Consider the following 19,063-nt stretch of genomic DNA (forward strand, 5'->3'; position numbering starts at 1 on the left):
CTCCTCTCAGGACTTCAGGTAGGGCTTGCCGGCGGCCGCCGGTCCGCGGGACTGGCCGACGAGGCCGGCGACCGCGAAGATCGTCACGACATAGGGCAGCATCAGCATGAACTCGCTCGGCACGGGCGAGCCGATGACACCGAGCACGTTCTGTAGGTTGGTCGCGAAGCCGAACAGCAGCGAGGCGAGCGTCGCCTTGATCGGGTCCCAGCGCCCGAAGATCACCGCGGCCAGAGCGATGAAGCCGGCACCCGCGGTCATCTCTTTACCGAACGCGCCGACCGCGTCGAGCGTGTAGTACGCGCCGCCGACTCCGGCGATCGCTCCGGCCAGCGAGACGTTCCAGAAGCGGGTGCGCGCCACGTCAATCCCGACGGTATCGGCGGCCTGCGGGTGCTCGCCGACTGCGCGCAGTCGCAGCCCCCACTTCGTCCTGAAGAGCCCCCACCAGACGGCGACGATCGCGACATACATCAGGTAGACGATGACGGTCTGGTTGAACAGCACCGCGCCCACGATCGGCACCTGGCTGAGCACCGGGATCGGCAGCCGGTCGAACTTCACCGGCGAGTTGAACGTCGGCGCGTCCGTCGAGAGCACCTGGGAATAGAGGAAGCTCGTCAGGCCCGTCACCAGCACGTTGAGCACGACGCCGACGATCACCTGGTCGACCACGTACGTGATCGCAAAAGCCGCCAGCACGAAAGAAACCAGCACGCTCGCGAGCATCGCCGCGAGCAGGCCGAGGACCGGCTGTCGGGTCAGCGAGCTGACCATCGCCGCGGTGAAGGCGCCCGCGAGCAGCTGCCCCTCGATCGCGACGTTCACCACTCCGACCCGCTCCGAGATGACTCCGCCGAGGGAGCCGAAGATCAGCGGAGTGGCGAGCCCGACAGTCCCGAGTAGCAGCCCGGAGAGGGGCAGCGCGGCGCCGGCCGAGGCCCAGACCAGGAACCCGATCAAGAACACCAGCGCGAAGGCCGCCGAGAGCCAGAGCGGGATCCGGCGCCCGGCGCGGGTGAGCGCTGCCGCCACGACGGCCAGCGCGACCAGGAGGATCGCGACGACGACTCCCGTGCCCCGGGTCGGGAAGGGGATGTCCGGCAGGGCGAAGAAGTCCGTGCCCGCAGCAAGGCGGAACGAACTCGTCCCCTCGCGCCCCAGGGCCACGAAGAGGACGACGGCGAGCAGAGCGAAGATCCCGAACGCGATCGGCGCCTTCCAGCTGCGGATCACGATCCGATCGGGGGCGGTGGCGGCGGCTGTGCTCATGCGGACACCTCCGAGGTGCGGCGGGTGCGGCGCTTCGGGGCGGCCCCAGGCGTCGGGAGGCGGAAGATCGCGCGCACCAGCGGCGGTGCGGCGATGAACAGGACGATCAGCGACTGAACGACCAGGACCACGTCGATCGGCACGCCCTCGGCGGCCTGCATCGAGTAGCCGCCGGCCTTGAAGGCGCCGAAGAGGATGCCGGCGAAGAAGACGCCCCACGGCCGCGAGCGGCCCAGTAGCGCGACCGTGATCGCGTCGAAGCCGATACCCGCGTCGATCCCGGAGGTGAAGCCCGTGGTCACGGTGCCCATCACCTGGGCGCTGCCGGCCAGGCCCAGCAGGCCGCCCGAAAGCAGCATCGCGGACACGTAGCTGTTCTTGACGTCGATGCCGGCGACGCGCGCCGCGTGCGGGTTCTCCCCCACCGCGCGGAACTTAAAGCCGATCCTCGAGCGGTTCAGCAGCCACCAGACGAAGACGGTCGCCAGCACCGCAAAGACGAAGCCCAGGGTCAGCGAGTAGCCGGGGCCGAGCAGGGCCGGGAAGACCGCGGTCTCCTTCATCCCGGGCGACTTGGGGTTGTTCGAGCCGGGCGCCTGTAGCGCTCCGGGCGTCCGCAGCAGGTACGAGATCAGGTAGAAGGCGACGTAGTTGAGCATGATCGTCAGGATCACCTCGTGCGCGCCCGTGCGCGCCTTCAGCACTCCCACCAGGCCACCCCAGAGCGCGCCGCCCAGGATGCCTGCGGCGAGGGTCACCAGCAGGTGCACGCCCCACGGCAGGTCGAAGGAGAAACCGACCCAGCCCGCGCAGGCGGCGGCGATCAGCATCTGCCCGCGACCACCAATGTTGAACAGGCCCACGCGGAACGCCAGCGCCACCCCGAGCCCGCCCGCGATCAGCGGAGTCGCGAACGCCACTGTGTCGGTCAGCGGTTTGATGCCGTTGGCGAAGCCCTCGCGGCGGAAGTTGTAGACCGAGCCCTGAAAGAGGGAGGAGTAGGCGCCCGAGACGGACTGCCAGATCGCCTGCAGCGTGTCCAGCGGCCGCGCGAAGAAGTAGCCCGATGCCGCCTGCACCTCTTTGTCGGTCGCGGCGATCAGGACTCCGCCCGCGATGAGGGAGAGCAGTACGGCGAGCACCGACATCAGCGCGGTTCCGGAGAGGATCTCGCGCAGCACCCGCGAGGCGCCGCTCTCGATCGGGCCGGGGCGCGCCTCCTGACCCGGCTTCTGACCGGGCTCGAGCCCGGTCGCCTTCTCGGTTTCCGCGTCGGGATCAACCGCGGGCAGTTGCGCGTCGCTCACGCCGCCGCTCCCTTCTCGGCGGGCGTCTGCCCGGCCATCATGAGCCCCAACACCTCGCGTGGGGTGTCGGCGGGGACGATGCCGATGATCCCGCCCTTGTACATCACCGCGATGCGGTCGGCGAGTGCCGCGACCTCGTCCAACTCGGTCGAGACGACGATCACGGGGACGCCGGTGTCGCGGGTCTCGACGATGCGCTTGTGCACGAACTCGATGGAGCCGACGTCGATGCCGCGGGTGGGCTGCGCCGCGATGAACAGGCGCAGCTCCCGGCTGAGCTCGCGCGCGAGCACCACCTTCTGCTGGTTGCCTCCGGAGAGCCGCCCGACGTGGGTGCCGATGCCCTGCGCGCGCACGTCGAACTCGCGCACCCGCTCTTCGGCGAAGCGCTCGAGCTCCTTCAGCCGCAGGCCCAGGCCCTTCACGAAGGGACCCCTGTCGCTGCGGTCGAGCATGAGGTTCTCGGCGATGGTGAACTCGGCGACCAGCCCGTCCTCTGTGCGGTCCTCGGGCACGAATCCGACTCCAGACTCCAGGACCCGGCGCACGGACAGGCCGTCGAGGCGGCGCCCGTCGAGGGTCACCGAGCCCTCGACCCGCTCGTGCAGGCCCAGGATCGCCTCGGTGAGCTCCGTCTGGCCATTGCCCTGCACTCCCGCGATGGCGAGGATCTCGCCACGGCGCACCTCGAACGAGACGTCATCGACAACGGCCTGCCCGTTGGCGTCGCGCACCGTGAGGTTCGAGACGACCAGGGCCTCGTCGCCCGGCGCCGCCTGTTCCTTCTGCACCGTCAGCTCGACGGCCCGGCCGACCATCAGGGAGGCGAGCTCGGCGTTGCTCGCCGTCGGCGACGCCTCCCCCACGACCCTGCCGAGGCGGATGACCGTGATGCGGTCGCCGACCTCGCGCACCTCGCGCAGCTTGTGCGTGATGAAGACGATGGCCGTCCCCGACGCGCGCAGCTGGCGCATGATCGCGATCAGCTCGTCGGTCTCCTGCGGGGTCAGCACGGCGGTCGGCTCGTCGAAAACGAGCAGGCGGGCGTCGCGCGAGAGCGCCTTGATGATCTCGACCCGCTGTTGCACGCCGACGGGGAGATCCTCGACCAGAGCGTCCGGATCGACGTCGAAGCCGAAGCGGTCCGAGATCTCGCGCACCCGAGCACGCGCGGCAGCGAGATCCAGGCGTCCGCCGGCCTTCGTCTCCTCGTGGCCCAGCATGACGTTCTCGGCGACGGTGAACACGGGGACGAGCATGAAGTGCTGGTGGACCATGCCGATGCCCGCCTTCATGGCGTCACCCGGACCAGAGAAGTGCTGGACCACGTCGTCCAGCAGGATCTCCCCCTCCTCGGCCTGGTACAGCCCGTAGAGCACGTTCATGAGCGTCGACTTGCCCGCGCCGTTCTCGCCGAGGAGGCAGTGGATCTCGCCGGGTTCGACAGTGAGATCGAGGTGGTCGTTGGCCACGAGCGCGCCGAAACGCTTCGTGATGCCACGCAGTTCCAGCTTCATGGGACCAATCTAACTTTCGGTTCGCGCCACGATGCGCGCTCGGCCGGGATGGACGGTCGAAGCGGAATTCATGCGCATGCCGGAGCGACGACGAGGCCGGCGGGCCCGAGATGTGCTCGGACCCACCGGCCTCGTCAATCAGATGGCTAGGACGCCTTCGGCGCCGAGGGGGAGGTCACGGTGATCGACCCGTCGATGATGCCCGCCGTGATGGTGGCGAGCTCGCCCTTGAGGTCGCCGGACACCTTCGACTCGAAGTCGTGGAACGGCGCAATGCCGACTCCGTCGTTGTCCAGGGTGCCCACATACGGGGTGGCGTCGAAGTTGTCGGCTCCGGCGGAGCTGGTGACATCGGTCGTTCCGGCCTCGATGCCCTTGAGGATCGAGGTCAGGTACAGGTCGCCCCCGTCCGGGTAGGTCTCGTACAGGTCCGCGTCCACGCCGACCATCGCGATGTCCTTGCCGGAGTCGCGGATCGCCTCGATCGCCGACTGGAAGATCGGACCACCCACGGGCAGGATGACGTCCGCGTTCTGATCGATCAGCGACTGCGCGGCTGACTTGGCCTCGACGCCCGCCGCGAAACCGCCGGTGAAGGAGCCGGTCTGCGCGTCGACGTCCCAGCCGACCACCTTGACGTCCTTTCCCTTCTGCTTGTTGAAGTACTTCACGCCGTCCGCGTAACCGTCCATGAAGATCGTGACGGTCGGGAACTGCTGGCCGCCGTAGGTGCCCACAACACCGGTCGTGGAAGAGGACGCCGCCGCATAGCCAGCCAGGAACGCCGCCTGCGAGGTGTCAAAGGTGATGGGCTTGACGTTCGGCAAGTCGATCGTCGCGTCGTCGATGATCGCGAAGTCGATGTCGCTGTTCGCCTCGGCGGCGGCCGACGTCGCCTCGGCCAGCGCGAATCCGACGGTGACGATCAGGTTGCAGCCCTGGTCGACCAGGCTGGTGAGGTTCGGGGCGTAGTCGGTCTCGGACTCCGAGGTGACGGTTTTCGGCGTGACGCCGAGTGCCTCCGACGCCTTCACGAGGCCGGTGTAACCGAGTTCGTTGAACGACTTATCGTCGAACCCGCCCGCGTCCGAGACCATGCAGGGCAGGAAGTTGCCACCCGCGGCGGCGCTGGAGCCGCTCTGCTCGGGGGCGGAGGCGCAGCCGGCGAGAAGCGTCGTGACGCTGAGGGCGGCGAGTGCGCCGAATGCGGCCTTGCGCGAGGTGATAGTCAAGATGTCGTCCTCCAGGAATGCGGCCCCGCGCGACGAGCGCAGCGGGGCGTCGATGCCCACACGTTACCCACTCTGGCAACTCACTCAGCCGCCTGGGCGGTGGTGGTCAGGAAGCGTTACACAGTGTTGATCTTCCTGTGATGCGCGGAGCGTGGGCAACGGCCTCCCCACGCCGATCTCCTGACGCCCGAGCGGAGACCCTCGTGACGTCCGAGCTGAGAAAGGCGCACACACTGAGGGCTCCGGGATAGGAGGGCGCTGCCGGTTCGCCCCACGGCTACTGACATCCGCGCCAGCCGAATGCAGGAACGCCCTCACTCTTCTAGCGTGCTCCCCATCGCACCGGGCCCGGGACGGGCTCGCACACCGGAGGAGAACCGTTGTACCGAGATTCCCGATTGAGCGTCCAGGTCGCGCAGACACAGACCCTCCACCGCGCCTCTCTCGATCGCTGGAAAGCGCGACATTTCGCTCCCGCCACCCCCACCGACCCCCGCCTGAGTGCCGTCATCCGGTCGGCGAAGGAGCTCCCGACCTACGCGGCGCTGTATGCCGACTCGTCCGACGCCATCGACGCCGTAATCAATGGATCGGCGTCCGACCCGTCTGCGGCACTCCGCGCACTTCCTCTCGTGGACAAGGAAACGGCGCGTTCGATCACTTCCGATGCTTTGCACGAACGCCGAGAACACTTCTCCCACTACTTTGAGACATCCGGCACGACCTCGCGACCAATGGCCACGCCGAAGGGTCCGTTCGACATCGCAACCACCACCGTCACCTTCGGCGAGAATTGGAGCGAGATCATCGAGGCAGGCAGCACTGCGCTGATCCTCATCAATTCACCCCAGGGGCCTGCTGCTTTCCAGTTCGAGCGTGCGTTGAATTACCTCGGTCTCCTGACCTTCAGGACCTGGGTCGACACCTACCGAAACGATTACGACCGGGTCCTCGACACTATCGAGAACCTGCGCCCCGACGTCGTAGCCGGTCCTCCGTCGCAAGTACTGAACCTCTATCAGCGAGCGTCGGACGCCGGCCGTGCCGCGCCCACCTTCCGGTCGGTCCTCCTCCTCGGTGAGCGAAGCACTCCGGGCCTGAAGCGCCGTCTCGCCGAACTCTCCCGGGGGCGGGTCCACGACGCCGCCTACGGCTCGTCGGAGACAGGTACTCTCGCCGTCGCGGCATCCCCTGGGTTAAGGCTTCAAACGCACGGGTTCCTCTTCGAGATCCGTGACCGCAGCACCGGATTGCTCTCGCTCGTCAGCGACCAGGACGACTGCGCTGGCGAACTCATCGTCACGCCGCTCGACCTTCTCCTGCGCCCTCTCATTCGATACGACACGGGTGATGTCGTGCGGATCACTCGGGCACCGTCCGGGGAGCATCTCGTGACTCCGCTCGGAAGAGCCTGCGATGCGACACCGCTTCCCGACGTGGCGATCGACCAGCAGGAATGCGAGGACCTCCTCTGGCCCATCGGCGAGCGCTCACCGGTCCTCAACTACATGTTCGTGGCCCGTGACGACGGCAATGCTCTTCTCGTCACCAGCACCGAGGGAACGAGCTGGGAGTCGTCTCCTGTCGGCCGAGCAATTCGTGAACGCCTGAGCGGCATTGCCCTCGTCACCTGCGATCACCTACCCGCGATCAGCGGATTGGGCTCCGCTCTCGGATGGAAGGCCTCACGCTTCCTCGACCTCCGCTGCACAGCCGAGAGCGGCCCGGCCGGCCTTACCGAGAGCCTCAGATCTGCCGCACGCCGGCAGGTGGATGCTCTCGTCTCAGGAGATGTCGACTGAACGCGGTTGCCCGGCCGTCACCGCAGCGGAGAACAGGCTCGTTCGGTCTGCGGTCCGTCGAGACCACCATCGACGATCACGGCCCCAGACAGCCCAAGCGCGGCACCTCCGGGACGAGGGCCGCGCTTCGGCAGGGTGCAGCGGGGACTAGAGGACGTCGGTGCGGCCGGAGAGGCGGAGGGCGTCGACGACGCCCTTGACCTTCTGCGCGTTCTCGGTCGTGGTGACCAGGAGCGCGTCGGGAGTGTCCACCACGACGATGTCCTTCACTCCGATCAGGGCGATGGTGCGATTGCCGCCACTGACCACGATGCCCGTCGCGGAGTCGGCCAGCACCCGCGCGTCCTCGCCCAGGATGGCGAGATCGGAGCGCAGCCCGCTCGAGTGCAGCTTCGCGATGGACGCGAAGTCGCCCACGTCGTCCCACGAGAAGTGCCCCGGCACCACGGCCAGCTTGCCCGCCGCGGCGGCGGGCTCAGCCACGGAGTAGTCGATCGCAATCTTTTCCAGACCCGGCCAGATGCGGTCGACGACCGCGCCGCGCTCCGGAGTGTCCCAGGCGGCGGCGAGTTCGAGCAGGCCAGCGAGCAGCTTCGGCTTCGCACGGCCGAGCTCCTCGAGGAGGCGGTCGGCGCGAGCGATGAACATGCCCGCGTTCCAGAGGTACTCACCGCTGACGAGATAGGCGCGCGCGGTCTCCGCATCCGGTTTCTCGACGAAGGAGTCGACAGCGCGGGTGTGCGTCGCCCCGTCGATCCCGAGGTGCTTCCCGGTGCGGATGTAGCCGAAGCCGACCGCCGGCTCCGTCGGCGTGATGCCGATCGTCGCGATGTAGCCCGCGTCCGCCGCGACGACGGCCTCGGCGACCGCGTCGTGGAAGAGCTGCTGCCCGCTGATGACGTGGTCGGCGGCGAACGAGCCGATGATCACACCGGGCTCGCGACGCTCGAGGATCGCGGCGGCCAATCCGATAGCGGCGGAGGAGTCGCGCGGCTCGCTCTCGAGGACGACGTTGAGGTCCTCAAGACTCTCGAGCTGCTCCTCGACGGCGGCGCGGTGCGCACGACCGGTCACGACCATGATCCGGTCGGCACCGGAGAGGGGCGCCAGGCGGTCCCAGGTGTCGCGGAGGAGGGTCTGACCCGATCCCGTCAGATCGTGCAAGAACTTCGGGGCGTCGGCCCGGGAGAGCGGCCACAGCCTCGAGCCGATCCCGCCGGCCGGGATCACGCTGTAGAAGCGGTCGAGCGGGGCGCGGCCATCGGTCTCAGGTGATGTCATGTCCGCAGGATACAAGGGAGCCCGAGTGCGACCGTCCGTTCATCCCAGCGCGCGCCGCCGTTCACCGAAGCGCCGTAACGTCCGGGGAGTGAGAGTCGCGGTCGTCACCGAGAGCTTCCTACCGTCCTTGAACGGTGTGACCACGAGCGTGCTGCGGGTGCTCGACGAGTTCGCCGAGCGCGGGATCGAAGCGCTCGTCATCTGCCCGGCGGCGGGCGCGCCCGGGCACTACGCCGGGCATCGCGTGGTGGAGCATCCCGCGATCGCCTACCGCGACTTCCCGGTCGGGATTCCCACACTCGCGCTCACCCGGGAGCTGGCCGATTTCGAGCCCGACGTCGTCCACGTCGCGTCCCCCTTCCTCCTCGGCGCCCGCGCCATTGCGGCAGCCGGGCGGCTCGGCGTGCCGAGTGTCGCGATCTACCAGACGGACGTCGCCCGGTTCGCCGCCCGCTACGGCATCCGCGGCGCCCGCGCCCTCGCCTGGCGGATCATCCGTCAGATCCACGCCGGGGCGGATCTGACGCTCGCCCCCTCCAGCAGCGCGCTCGATGATCTGGCCGCCGCCGGCATCCAGCGCACCGCGCTGTGGGGACGCGGCGTGCAAAGCGAGCGCTTCCACCCGCGCAGCCGCTCCTCCCCTTACGCGCAGGCCGTGCGCGCGCAGCTGGCCCCCGGCGACTCGCTCGTGGGCTACATCGGCCGCCTCTCCCCCGAGAAGCGGGTCGAGCGGATGGCGGCGCTCAGCTCACTCCCGGGCGCCGAGCTCGTCGTCGGCGGCTACGGCCCCTCCGCCGCCCGAGTGGCCGCCGCCCTGGGTCGACAGGCACGGATGCTCGGCCGGCTCGACGGCGAGCGGCTGCCCGCCGTCTTCGCCGCGCTCGACGTCTTCGTGCACACCGGAACGGAGGAGACGTTCGGCCAGACGGTGCAGGAGGCGCAGGCCTCCGGCACGGCGGTCGTCGCCCCGCACGCGGGCGGCCCCACCGATTTGATCGAGCACGGGGTCGACGGCGTGCTCTACGCGCCCGAGAGCGACTCCGATCTGCGCCGCCAGGTCGAGCGACTGGTGCGCGATCCCGGACTGCGCGCCCGTCTCGCCGAGGCCGGTCGCCGCCGAGTGCTCCACCGCACATGGAGTGCGCTCACCGACGAGCTCCTCGCCCACTACGCCGCGGCGGGTGCGCCCTCCCTCGCACTGCCCCGCAGCTAAGGCTCGCCTAAGCCGCGCCCACCTGCCCGCTCACTTAGAATCATCAGGCGAGTTTCTCGTCGCTCCCCGCCCCGCCCGTGTCCCTGAGACGCGGGAACTGGTCAGGCCGTCGGAGCACAACCAGGGAGGGTTGTTCGTGTCAGTTCAAACTGCTCAAACCCTCGCACCCCGGAAGCAGGGAAAGATCCGGCGTCCGGCCGGCACCCTGTACCGCGGTCGCGAAGGCATGTGGTCGTGGGTGCTGCACCGGATCACCGGTGTTGCCATTTTCTTCTTCCTCCTCGTGCACGTCCTCGATTCGGCTCTCATCGCGGTGAGCCCGGAGGCGTACAACGCGGTCATCGGCACGTACAAGAACCCGATCATGGGACTCGGCGAGACCGGACTCGTCGGCGCCATCGCGTTCCACGCGCTGAACGGGCTGCGGATCATCCTGGTCGACTTCTGGAGCTGGGCCACCCGCAACCAGCGCGTGCTCTTCTGGGTCGTGATGGGCCTCTGGGTCGTCTTGATGCTCGGCTTCGCCCCGCGTCACCTGATCAATGTCTTCAGCGAGGGAGGTGCGCAGTGAGCACCGTCGCACCACCGCGGACCCCGCACACCCCGACCCGCTCCTCCGGCACCAACTGGGAGAAGTGGGGTTGGATCTACATGCGCGCCTCCGGCGTCGTGCTGATCGTCCTGATCTTCGGGCACCTGATCTACAACCTGCTGCTCGGAGACGGCATCAAGGCCATCGACTTCGGTTTCGTCGGCGGCAAGCTGGCCAACCCGTTCTGGCAATGGTGGGACGTCCTGATGCTCTGGCTGGCGCTGATCCACGGCGGCAACGGCATGCGCACGCTGGTCAACGACTACGCCACCTCACCGCTGCTGGCCAAGACCTTCAAGGGCGGTATCCTCGTCGCCGTCGTCGCGCTGATCGCGCTCGGCACCTGGGTCGTCTTCGCGTTCGACCCGTGCCCCACCGGCACAGCGGCCGACCTGCTGCCCTCGTTCTGCGCAGCGTGATCGCGGCACCGCGGAGCGGAGTCGGCCGCGCGCCGCTCCCGCTTCGTGACACCTCGACCCGGCACCTCCCCCTCCCATCCCCGTACGACGGAGCACCCACCCCGTGAGCACACCAGGCCACTCCCACACCGGCGCCGACCAGAGCGCCTTCGCGCAGACCGTCGGACCTGACGGCGTGCACTACCACCAGTTCGACGTGGTGATCGTCGGTGCCGGCGGCGCCGGGATGCGTGCGGCCATCGAGGCCGGCCCGAAGGCGAAGACGGCGGTGATCTCGAAGCTATACCCCACCCGCTCCCACACCGGAGCGGCGCAGGGCGGCATGGCCGCGGCTCTCGCGAACGTCGAGGAGGACAGCTGGGAGTGGCACACCTTCGACACCGTCAAGGGCGGCGACTACCTCGTCGACCAAGACGCGGCGGAGATCCTCGCGAAGGAAGCCATCGACGCGGTCATCGACCTCGAGAACATGGGCCTGCCCTTTAACCGCACCGAAGAGGGCAAGATCGACCAGCGCCGCTTCGGCGGGCACACCCGCGACCACGGCAAGGCGCCCGTGCGCCGGGCCTGCTACGCGGCCGACCGCACCGGCCACATGATCTTGCAGACGCTGTTCCAGAACTGCGTTCGGCTCGGCATCAACTTCTACAACGAGTTCTACGTGCTCGACCTTGTGATGACGAAGATCGACGGCGTGGACAAGCCGTCTGGAGTCGTCGCCTACGAGCTCGCGACGGGTGAGCTGCACGTCTTCCAGGCGAAGGCGATCATCTTCGCGACCGGCGGCTTCGGCAAGATCTACAAGACCACCTCCAATGCGCACACCCTCACCGGCGACGGCGTCGGCATCATCTGGCGCAAGGGCCTGCCGCTGGAGGACATGGAGTTCTTCCAGTTCCACCCGACTGGCCTGGCCGGCCTCGGCATCCTCCTCACAGAGGGGGCGCGAGGCGAGGGAGCGATCCTCCGCAATGCCTCGGGTGAGCGCTTCATGGAGCGCTACGCCCCCACCATCAAGGACCTGGCACCGCGCGACATCGTTGCCCGCTGCATGGTCCAGGAGGTGGCGGAGGGCCGCGGTGCCGGCCCGCACAAGGACTACGTGCTGCTGGACTGCACCCACCTGGGCGCCGAGGTGCTCGAGACTAAGCTCCCCGACATCACCGAGTTCGCCCGCACCTACCTCGGCGTCGACCCGGTGGTCGAGCCGGTCCCGGTGATGCCGACCGCGCACTATGCGATGGGCGGCATTCCGACCAACGTGAAGGCGGAGGTGCTCTCGGACAACACCACAGTCGTCCCCGGCCTTTACGCCGCCGGTGAGTGCGCCTGCGTCTCGGTGCACGGCTCCAATCGCCTCGGCACCAACTCGCTGCTCGACATCAACGTCTTCGGCAAGCGCAGCGGCAACAACGCCGCGGACTACTCCACAACCGTCGACTTCACTCCCCTACCCGCCGATCCGGCCGGCGCCATTCGGGACATGCTCGCCTCGCTCCGCTCCGCGACCGGCACCGAGCGGATCGCCTCGATCCGCAAGGAGCTGCAGGACGAGATGGATAAGAACGCGCAGGTGTTCCGCACGGACGAATCCCTCGAGGCCGTCACCGGGACCATCCAGCGCCTGCGCGACCGCTTCCGCAACATCTCGGTGCAGGACAAGGGCAAGCGCTTCAACACCGATCTCCTCGAGGCCGTCGAGCTGGGCTTCCTGCTCGATCTGGCCGAGGTCGTGGTCTATTCGGCGCGCAACCGCAAGGAGAGCCGCGGCGGTCACATGCGCGACGACTTCCCCCAGCGTGATGACGAGAATTACATGCAGCACACGATGGCGTACCTCTCCGGTGACGCCCACTCCTCCGACGCCGGTGACCACATCCGGCTCGACTGGAAACCCGTCGTGATCACCCGGTACCAGCCGATGGAGAGGAAGTACTAGCCATGTCGACCGCTACCCTCGAGCAGCCGCCCGCCGCCCCCGCGGCCCCGGAGGCTTTCACCGTCACGTTCATCATTCGCCGCTTCGACCCCGAGGTGGACGCCGAGCCGCGCTGGCAGGACTTCGACGTCGAGATGTACTCCACCGACCGGGTCCTCGACGCCCTGCACCGTATCAAGTGGGATCAGGACGGGTCGTTGACCTTCCGCCGCTCCTGCGCGCACGGTATTTGTGGCTCGGATGCGATGCGGATCAACGGCCGCAACCGCTTGGCCTGCAAGACGCTGATTAAGGATCTCGATATCTCGCAGCCGATCTACATCGAGGCGATCAAGGGACTGCCTCTCGAGAAGGATTTGGTCGTCGATATGGAGCCGTTCTTTGCCTCCTACCGCGAGGTCCAACCGTTCCTGGTCGCCAACACCCCGGCGCCCAAGGGCAAGGAGCGCGTGCAGTCGGTCGCCGACCGTGCCCGCTTCGACGACACCACCAAGTGCATCCTCTGCGCCGCGTGCACCTCGTCGTGCCCGGTGTTCTGGACCGACGGACAGTACTTCGGGCCGGCCGCGATCGTGAACGCCCACCGCTTCATCTTCGACTCGCGCGACGACGCGGGCGGCGCGCGGCTGGACATCCTCAACGACAAGGAGGGCGTGTGGCGCTGCCGCACGACCTTCAACTGCACGGAAGCGTGCCCGCGCGGTATCCAGATCACCCAGGCGATCGCCGAGGTGAAGCAGGCCGTCATCCGCGGCCGCGCCTGACCCGCAGCCCGGGCTGAAGTCCCTCCACAGGCGGCGGAATAGTCGGACTGTCCACGGATGTACGCACGGGGCAGCTGCGCGCGGCGATCGCCCGCGGGTCGCTGACCGGCATCACGCTCCTCGCCGAGGCCGGAGCTTTTCGGCCACCGGATCCGCGGCTCCCTCTCGCGATCACGTCGAGCTCCCGCCCACGAGCGGCGACCCGGCCGGAAGACGTGGTCACCCACTGGAGTCACCGGATCAGCGAGGCACCCTACCGCTCGATCCGAACGACGCGGGAGGAGGCGGTGGGCCACGTCCTCACCTGCCAGCGCATCGAGTTCGCCGTGGCCGTCATCGGCTCCTGCCTTCGCCTGATCAGCCCCGCCGCTCTCGCAGACGTCCTCAGCCGGCTTCCCCGCCGGCTCTCGTGTGTGGCTCGACTCACCGATGCACGCGCCGGATCAGGGCCGGAATCCGTCGCGCGGGTGGGTCTCACGCTCGCCGGGATGGAGTGCGAGTCACAGGTCGAGATCCCCGGCGTCGGCCGGGTCGATCTTGTGATCGACGACTGGGCCGTGATGGAGGTCGACGGCAGGCAGTGGCACGACGATGCGACGTCATTCGAGCGCGACCGGCACCGGGATCGAGGGGGCGGGGCGGGACGCTCAGACCGAGACCGGCTCCGGGAACAGCGCGTCCAGGAGCGACGCCACCCACTGGATCAGCGCGCGGTCGCCCAGCGGCACGCCGTCGAGCACGGGCATCGGTACCACGACGGCATCGGCCTGCTGCAGGTACTTCGCACTCGGGTACATCCGGCGCAGGCGCACCTGGATCGAGTCAGGCAGGTGCGCGGGAGCGACGCGGACGTTCGAGCCCATCGCAACCACGTCGCTGAGGCCCGCCCTCTGCGCGCGCATCCGCAGCCGCGACACCAGGATCAGGTTCTCAACCGCCTCCGGCAGCTCGCCGTAGCGGTCGGTCAGCTCCTCGACCACTAGGTCGATGCTGCCCTCCTTCGCGGTCGGCGAGGACGCGGCCGAGAGCTTCTGGTACGCCTCCAGGCGCAGCCGCTCGCTGTCGACGTACTCCTCGGGGATGCGCGCGTCGACGGGCAGCTCGAGCCGCAGCTCCGTCTGCCCCTCGACGACGTCGCCGCGGAAGGTATCGACAGCCTCGCCGATCATGCGCAGGTACAGGTCGAACCCCACGCCCTGGATATGCCCGGACTGCTCGCCGCCGAGCAGATTGCCCGCGCCACGGATCTCGAGGTCTTTGAGTGCGATCTGCATGCCGCCGCCGAGGTCGGAGTTGGCGGCAAGAGTCTGTAGCCGGTCGTGCGCCGTCTCGCTCAACGGCGTCGTCTCGTCGTAGAGGAGGTAGGCGTAGGCGCGCTCGCGGCCACGGCCCACCCGTCCGCGCAACTGGTGCAACTGCGAGAGCCCGTACTTGTCGGCGCGGTCGACGATCAGTGTGTTCGCGTTCGGGATATCCAGACCGGTCTCGACGATGGTGGTCGAGACGAGCACGTCGAACTTGCGCTCCCAGAAGTCGACGATGATCCGCTCGAGCTGAGCTTCGCTGAGCTTGCCGTGGGCGACGGCGATGCGCGCCTCCGGCACCAGTTCGGCGATCTGCGAGGCAGCACGGTTGATCGTCGAGACCCGATTGTGCACGAAGAACACTTGGCCCTCGCGCAGCAGCTCGCGGCGGATCGCGGCCGAGATCTGCTTCTCGGAGTAGGGGCCGACGAAGGTCAGGATCGGATGGCGCTCTTCGGGTGGAGTAGCGAGAGTCGACATCTCGCGGATGCCGGTCACCGCCATTTCGAGCGTGCGCGGGATCGGCGTCGCGCTCATCGAGAGGATGTCGACGTTCTTCTTTAGCGCCTTGAGCTTGTCCTTGTGCTCGACGCCGAAACGCTGCTCCTCGTCGATCACGAGCAGGCCCAGATCCTTGAAGACGATGGTGTCGCTGAGGAGCCGGTGCGTTGCGATCACCATGTCGACGGTGCCGTCGGCGAGGCCGTCGATCGTCTCCTTCGACTCCTTCGCGCTCTGGAACCGGCTGAGCGCCCGCAGGTGCACGGGGAAGCCTGCGAAGCGCTCCTGGAACGTCTCGAGGTGCTGGCGCACGAGCAGCGTGGTCGGCACGAGCATCGCGACCTGCTTGCCGTCCTGAATCGCCTTGAACGCGGCGCGCACGGCGATCTCGGTCTTACCGAAGCCGACGTCGCCCGAGAGCAGGCGGTCCATCGGGATCGGCCGCTCCATGTCGGCCTTGACCTCGTCGATCACCGTGAGCTGATCGGGGGTCTCGGCGAAGGGGAACGCCTCCTCCAGCTCGCGCTGCCACGGCGTGTCCGGCGGGAACGCGTGCCCGCGCGAGGCCATCCGGGCGGAGTACAGCTTCACCAGCTCGACCGCGATGTCGCGGACCGCTCGCCGTGCCTTGCTCTTGGCCTGCGCCCAGTCGCTCCCGCCCATCTTGCTCAGCGCCGGAGCCTCGCCGCCGACGTAGCGGGAGAGCAGGTCGAGTTGGTCGGTGGGGACGAGCAGCTTGTCGCCGGGGAAGCCGCGCTTGCTGGGCGCGTATTCGAGCACCAGGTACTCGCGGCGAGTCTTCACCGCGTTGCGGCCGCCGCTGGAGACTTCGCGCTGCGAGAGTTCGACGAAACGGCCGATACCGTGCGTGGCGTGCACCACATGGTCGCCGGGGCTGAGCTGCAGTGGATCCACGACGTTCTTGCGGCGCGACGCGAGCTTCTTGACCGCGCGGGAGTCGTAGCCGACGCTGCGGCCGTAGAACTCGGTGTCGGTGACCAGGGCGAGCTTGGCCTCCGCGACCTCGAAGCCGTGGTCGACGGAGGCTTGCACCACGTAGGCGAGACCACCCTCGAGCCCGGCGGGCAGGTCGGCCACGATGCGCGCCGCGACCTCGTGCTCGGCGAGCACCTGATCGGTGCGCTCAACGGTGCCCGTGCCGGGGGCGGTCAGGACGACGGTCCAGCCGTCGGCGAGGCGTGCGCGGACGTGCGCGAGGGCGCCCTCGACGTTCGCCCCGAAACCGGGGACCGGCTCGCCCTCGACGCGGACGGCGAGGATCTCATCGATGCCGAGTTCCTCCGGCAGCACCTCGGCCTCGCCCGCGGCGGGGCCCTGGCGGAACGTGCTCATCGTCCACCACGGGTGATCCGGAGTGTCGGCGCCCGGAGCGCTGAGTGTCACGGAGTCGCGCAGCGCGCCGAGCGAGAGGAATTCACCGGAGGCGAGGTCGATCGGGGCCTCGGCGCCGGCGGTCGCCGCGCTCCACGCCGCCTGCAGGAACTCGCGGTTCGTCTCGGCGAGGCTGATCGCCCGCGTCGCCACGCGCTCGGGTGCGAGGACGGCGACGGCCGCGCCTTCGGGGAGGTAGTGCGAGAGAGGCACCAGTCGTTCCAGCAGCGCGGGCGCCAACGACTCCATGCCCTCGACCGGGATGCCCTCGGCGATCTTCGCGAGTATCGCGGACAAGCTCGGAAATTCGTGGAGCATCTCGCGCGCCCGCTGGCGCACCGCCGGCACGAGCAGCAGCTCGCGGCTCGGGGGAAGGACCACGGAGTCGACCTCGCCCGGGAGCGAGCGCTGATCGGCCACGGAGAAGCCGCGGATGGAGTCGACCTCATCGCCGAAGAAGTCCACCCGGCTCGGGTGCTCGGCCACTGCCGGGAAGACGTCGAGGATGCCGCCGCGCACCGCGAACTCGCCGCGGCGGGTGACCATGTCGACGCGCGCGTAGGCCAGATCGACCAGCTCGGCCGAAATGCGGCCCAGGTCGTACCCGCGCGCACCCTTCACCAGCCGGATCGGCTCGATGTCGGCCAGGTTGTCCGCGACCGGCTGCAGCGCGGCGCGCACCGAGGCGACGACCACGAGCGGCCGCTCCCCCGACCAGTGCTTCATCCGCCGTAGCGCGTCGAGCCGCCGCCCGACGATCTCGGCGCTCGGGCTCAGACGCTCGTGCGGCAGCGTCTCCCACGCGGGGAACTCGACGACGTCCGCGTCCGGAAGCATGCAGCCGAGCGAGGCACGAACGTTCTCGGAGTCGCGCCCCGTAGCCGTGACCACCAGCGCGGCCTGCTGGCGCCCCGCCTCCGCTCGTCGCTCGATCAGCCCCGCGAGCAGAGGAACCCGAAGGCCATCCGCCACCGAGAAATCAGCGTCCCGCACCGCGTACGCCAGCGCATCGTCGAAGGTGGAGGCGCGCGACAGCGCCGAGATGATCTCGTTGAGGGGCACGGCGCCAGTTTACGGCCGCCTGCCCACCGGCCCGCCCGCCCGCCGGCCGCCGGCCCGCCGCTGAGGGAACCCTGGACCGTCGAGGGAACCCGGATCTCCGGGCTCCCTGAACGGTCCGGGGTTCCCTCAGTGGTGGGGTGGGCGCGGGTGGGTTAGGGGAGGGTGTGGTACCGGAGTTGGGCGGCCGCTAGGCCGGAGGTGGCGATGAGGTCGACGGCGTCGGCAGCGTCGGACACCAGGATCGGCAGGGCCTCGCGCTCGGGAGCGGCGAAGTCCTTGAGCACGAAGTCGGCGGCCAGCTGGCGGCCCGGCGGGCGTCCGATGCCGACTCGCACGCGCAAGAACTCGGCTCCTCCGGTCGCGGCGAGGATGTCGCGGATGCCGTTGTGGCCCCCGTGACCGCCGCCCTGCTTCAGCCGCAGAGTGTCGAACGGGATGTCGAGCTCGTCGTGCACCACGATCAGGTGCGACGGGTCGATCGAGAAGAAGTCGAGCAGCTGCGCAGTCGGCCCGCCCGAGAGGTTCATGAAGCTGTTGGGCTTGCCCAGCACGAGCTTCGGTCCCCCGGGGCGGAGGAAGCCTTCGGCGACGACGGCGTTCGCGCGGTTGTGTCGGCGGAACGAGCCGCCAATCCGCGTCGCGAGCTCGTCGAGCACCATCTGGCCGACGTTGTGCCGGTTGCGTGCGTACTGCGCGCCCGGGTTGCCCAGTCCGACGACCAGCCAGGTGTCACCCATCTCGTTCCTCTTCCTCGAGCGGAGTGATCCCCGCCGGACGCGGAACGGGCCCGCCGCGGCTGCGAGCGGGCCCGTTCTCGGGATGGCGCGGACTACTCCGCGTTCTCGGCGACGACGTCGCCCGAGGCCGGAGTCTCGTCGTCCGCACCCAGGTCCTGCTCGACCTCGGCGGTGACGTTGACGATGAGGATCTCGGGGTCGGTGACCAGCGTCGCACCCTCGGGGAGCGTGACGTCGGCGGCGGAGATCTGCGTGCCGGCCTCGAGGCCCTGGACGGAGACGACGACGCTCTGCGGAATGCGCGTGGCATCGACCTCGAGCGAGAGGGTGTTCGACTCGATCGAGACGAGGGTGCCGGGAGCGGCGTCGCCCTCGATGTGCACGGGAATGTCGACCTCGACCTTCTCGCCCTTGTTGATGACGACGAGGTCGATGTGCTCGATGATCTGACGCACCGGGTCGCGCTGGATGTCCTTCACCAGCGTGGTCTGCGCCGCGCCCTCGATGTCGAGTTCGAGGATCGCGTTCGCCTTACGGGTAAGCAGGAGCACCTGGTGGCCCGGGAGGGTGAGGTGCTGGGGCTCGGTGCCGTGGCCGTAGAGGACCGCGGGGATCTTGTCCTGCGCGCGGATCTTGCGGGCGGCGCCCTTGCCGAACGAGGTACGGACCTCGACGACGACCTTATTGCTCAGTTCAGCCATGATGTTCTCCTTGGGCGGCGCCCAGCGC

General features: G+C 68.7%; 14 protein-coding genes. 6 read left to right on the top strand and 8 right to left on the bottom strand.

What is annotated here, in order from left to right; all coding sequences use genetic code 11:
• Positions 1-6 precede the first annotated feature (6 nt).
• The 4 genes from C1O28_RS09405 to C1O28_RS09420 all read right to left on the bottom strand — a co-directional run bounded on the left by C1O28_RS09405 (position 7) and on the right by C1O28_RS09420 (position 5,328).
• Positions 7-1,272, bottom strand: a complete 1,266-nt coding sequence (locus C1O28_RS09405) for an ABC transporter permease (protein WP_097165474.1) — start codon at positions 1,270-1,272, stop codon at positions 7-9.
• Complete coding sequence (locus C1O28_RS09410; protein ID WP_207759876.1) at positions 1,269-2,579, bottom strand: ABC transporter permease; 1,311 nt, start codon at positions 2,577-2,579, stop codon at positions 1,269-1,271. The genes C1O28_RS09405 and C1O28_RS09410 overlap by 4 nt, the downstream gene beginning before the upstream one ends.
• Positions 2,576-4,096 carry an ABC transporter ATP-binding protein gene (locus C1O28_RS09415; protein WP_097165473.1) on the bottom strand — a complete coding sequence of 507 codons (1,521 nt, stop codon included), beginning with the start codon at positions 4,094-4,096 and terminating at the stop codon, positions 2,576-2,578. The genes C1O28_RS09410 and C1O28_RS09415 overlap by 4 nt, the downstream gene beginning before the upstream one ends.
• Before the next feature lie 146 nt (positions 4,097-4,242).
• Entirely contained in the window at positions 4,243-5,328 is a 1,086-nt protein-coding gene (locus C1O28_RS09420) for a BMP family lipoprotein (RefSeq protein WP_097165676.1), read from the bottom strand.
• A gap of 734 nt (positions 5,329-6,062) precedes the next feature.
• Between C1O28_RS09420 and C1O28_RS09425 the strand changes: the two genes are divergently transcribed.
• Positions 6,063-7,130 carry a phenylacetate--CoA ligase family protein gene (locus C1O28_RS09425; protein WP_127821490.1) on the top strand — a complete coding sequence of 356 codons (1,068 nt, stop codon included), beginning with the start codon at positions 6,063-6,065 and terminating at the stop codon, positions 7,128-7,130.
• 147 nt (positions 7,131-7,277) lie between these two features.
• Here the strand turns inward: C1O28_RS09425 and C1O28_RS09430 are convergent, their stop codons facing one another.
• Entirely contained in the window at positions 7,278-8,411 is a 1,134-nt protein-coding gene (locus C1O28_RS09430) for a mannose-1-phosphate guanylyltransferase (protein ID WP_097165471.1), read from the bottom strand.
• Between the two features lie 88 nt (positions 8,412-8,499).
• On the opposite strand from C1O28_RS09430, the gene C1O28_RS09435 reads away from it, so the two are divergent.
• The 5 genes from C1O28_RS09435 to C1O28_RS09455 all read left to right on the top strand — a co-directional run bounded on the left by C1O28_RS09435 (position 8,500) and on the right by C1O28_RS09455 (position 13,338).
• The gene (locus C1O28_RS09435) at positions 8,500-9,624 is read left to right on the top strand and encodes a glycosyltransferase (protein WP_181024630.1); all 1,125 of its coding nucleotides are present in this window, start codon (positions 8,500-8,502) and stop codon (positions 9,622-9,624) included.
• Between the two features lie 136 nt (positions 9,625-9,760).
• Entirely contained in the window at positions 9,761-10,195 is a 435-nt protein-coding gene (sdhC, locus tag C1O28_RS09440) for a succinate dehydrogenase, cytochrome b556 subunit (RefSeq protein WP_258058650.1), read from the top strand.
• Positions 10,192-10,635 carry a succinate dehydrogenase hydrophobic membrane anchor subunit gene (locus C1O28_RS09445; RefSeq protein WP_097165468.1) on the top strand — a complete coding sequence of 148 codons (444 nt, stop codon included), beginning with the start codon at positions 10,192-10,194 and terminating at the stop codon, positions 10,633-10,635. Before sdhC ends, C1O28_RS09445 begins: the two co-directional genes overlap by 4 nt.
• Positions 10,636-10,810: 175 nt before the next feature.
• A complete protein-coding gene (gene sdhA / locus C1O28_RS09450) occupies positions 10,811-12,574 on the top strand; it encodes a succinate dehydrogenase flavoprotein subunit (protein ID WP_243392013.1) in 1,764 nt (587 codons plus the stop codon).
• A 2-nt stretch (positions 12,575-12,576) separates the two neighbouring features.
• A complete protein-coding gene (locus tag C1O28_RS09455; protein ID WP_068254543.1) occupies positions 12,577-13,338 on the top strand; it encodes a succinate dehydrogenase iron-sulfur subunit in 762 nt (253 codons plus the stop codon).
• 647 nt (positions 13,339-13,985) lie between these two features.
• Here the strand turns inward: C1O28_RS09455 and mfd are convergent.
• The 3 genes from mfd to C1O28_RS09470 all read right to left on the bottom strand — a co-directional run bounded on the left by mfd (position 13,986) and on the right by C1O28_RS09470 (position 19,035).
• A complete protein-coding gene (gene mfd / locus C1O28_RS09460; RefSeq protein WP_097165466.1) occupies positions 13,986-17,597 on the bottom strand; it encodes a transcription-repair coupling factor in 3,612 nt (1,203 codons plus the stop codon).
• A 152-nt stretch (positions 17,598-17,749) separates the two neighbouring features.
• Positions 17,750-18,334: an aminoacyl-tRNA hydrolase gene (gene pth, locus C1O28_RS09465; protein WP_097165465.1), complete on the bottom strand. Its 585-nt coding sequence runs from the start codon at positions 18,332-18,334 to the stop codon at positions 17,750-17,752.
• A gap of 92 nt (positions 18,335-18,426) precedes the next feature.
• Positions 18,427-19,035 carry a 50S ribosomal protein L25/general stress protein Ctc gene (locus C1O28_RS09470; protein WP_097165675.1) on the bottom strand — a complete coding sequence of 203 codons (609 nt, stop codon included), beginning with the start codon at positions 19,033-19,035 and terminating at the stop codon, positions 18,427-18,429.
• Between the last annotated feature and the right edge of the window lie 28 nt (positions 19,036-19,063).

Source organism: Rathayibacter rathayi, from assembly GCF_004011095.1.
Lineage (GTDB): Bacteria > Actinomycetota > Actinomycetes > Actinomycetales > Microbacteriaceae > Rathayibacter > Rathayibacter rathayi.

What these genes read in the sequence shown, in the direction of transcription:
- pth (WP_097165465.1), bottom strand. Translation starts at nt 18,334, where the DNA reads ATGGGTGACACCTGGCTGGTCGTCGGACTGGGCAACCCGGGCGCGCAG.
- C1O28_RS09405 (WP_097165474.1), bottom strand. Translation starts at nt 1,272, where the DNA reads ATGAGCACAGCCGCCGCCACCGCCCCCGATCGGATCGTGATCCGCAGC.
- C1O28_RS09470 (WP_097165675.1), bottom strand. Translation starts at nt 19,035, where the DNA reads ATGGCTGAACTGAGCAATAAGGTCGTCGTCGAGGTCCGTACCTCGTTC.
- C1O28_RS09415 (WP_097165473.1), bottom strand. Translation starts at nt 4,096, where the DNA reads ATGAAGCTGGAACTGCGTGGCATCACGAAGCGTTTCGGCGCGCTCGTG.
- C1O28_RS09430 (WP_097165471.1), bottom strand. Translation starts at nt 8,411, where the DNA reads ATGACATCACCTGAGACCGATGGCCGCGCCCCGCTCGACCGCTTCTAC.
- C1O28_RS09425 (WP_127821490.1), top strand. Translation starts at nt 6,063, where the DNA reads ATGGCCACGCCGAAGGGTCCGTTCGACATCGCAACCACCACCGTCACC.
- C1O28_RS09455 (WP_068254543.1), top strand. Translation starts at nt 12,577, where the DNA reads ATGTCGACCGCTACCCTCGAGCAGCCGCCCGCCGCCCCCGCGGCCCCG.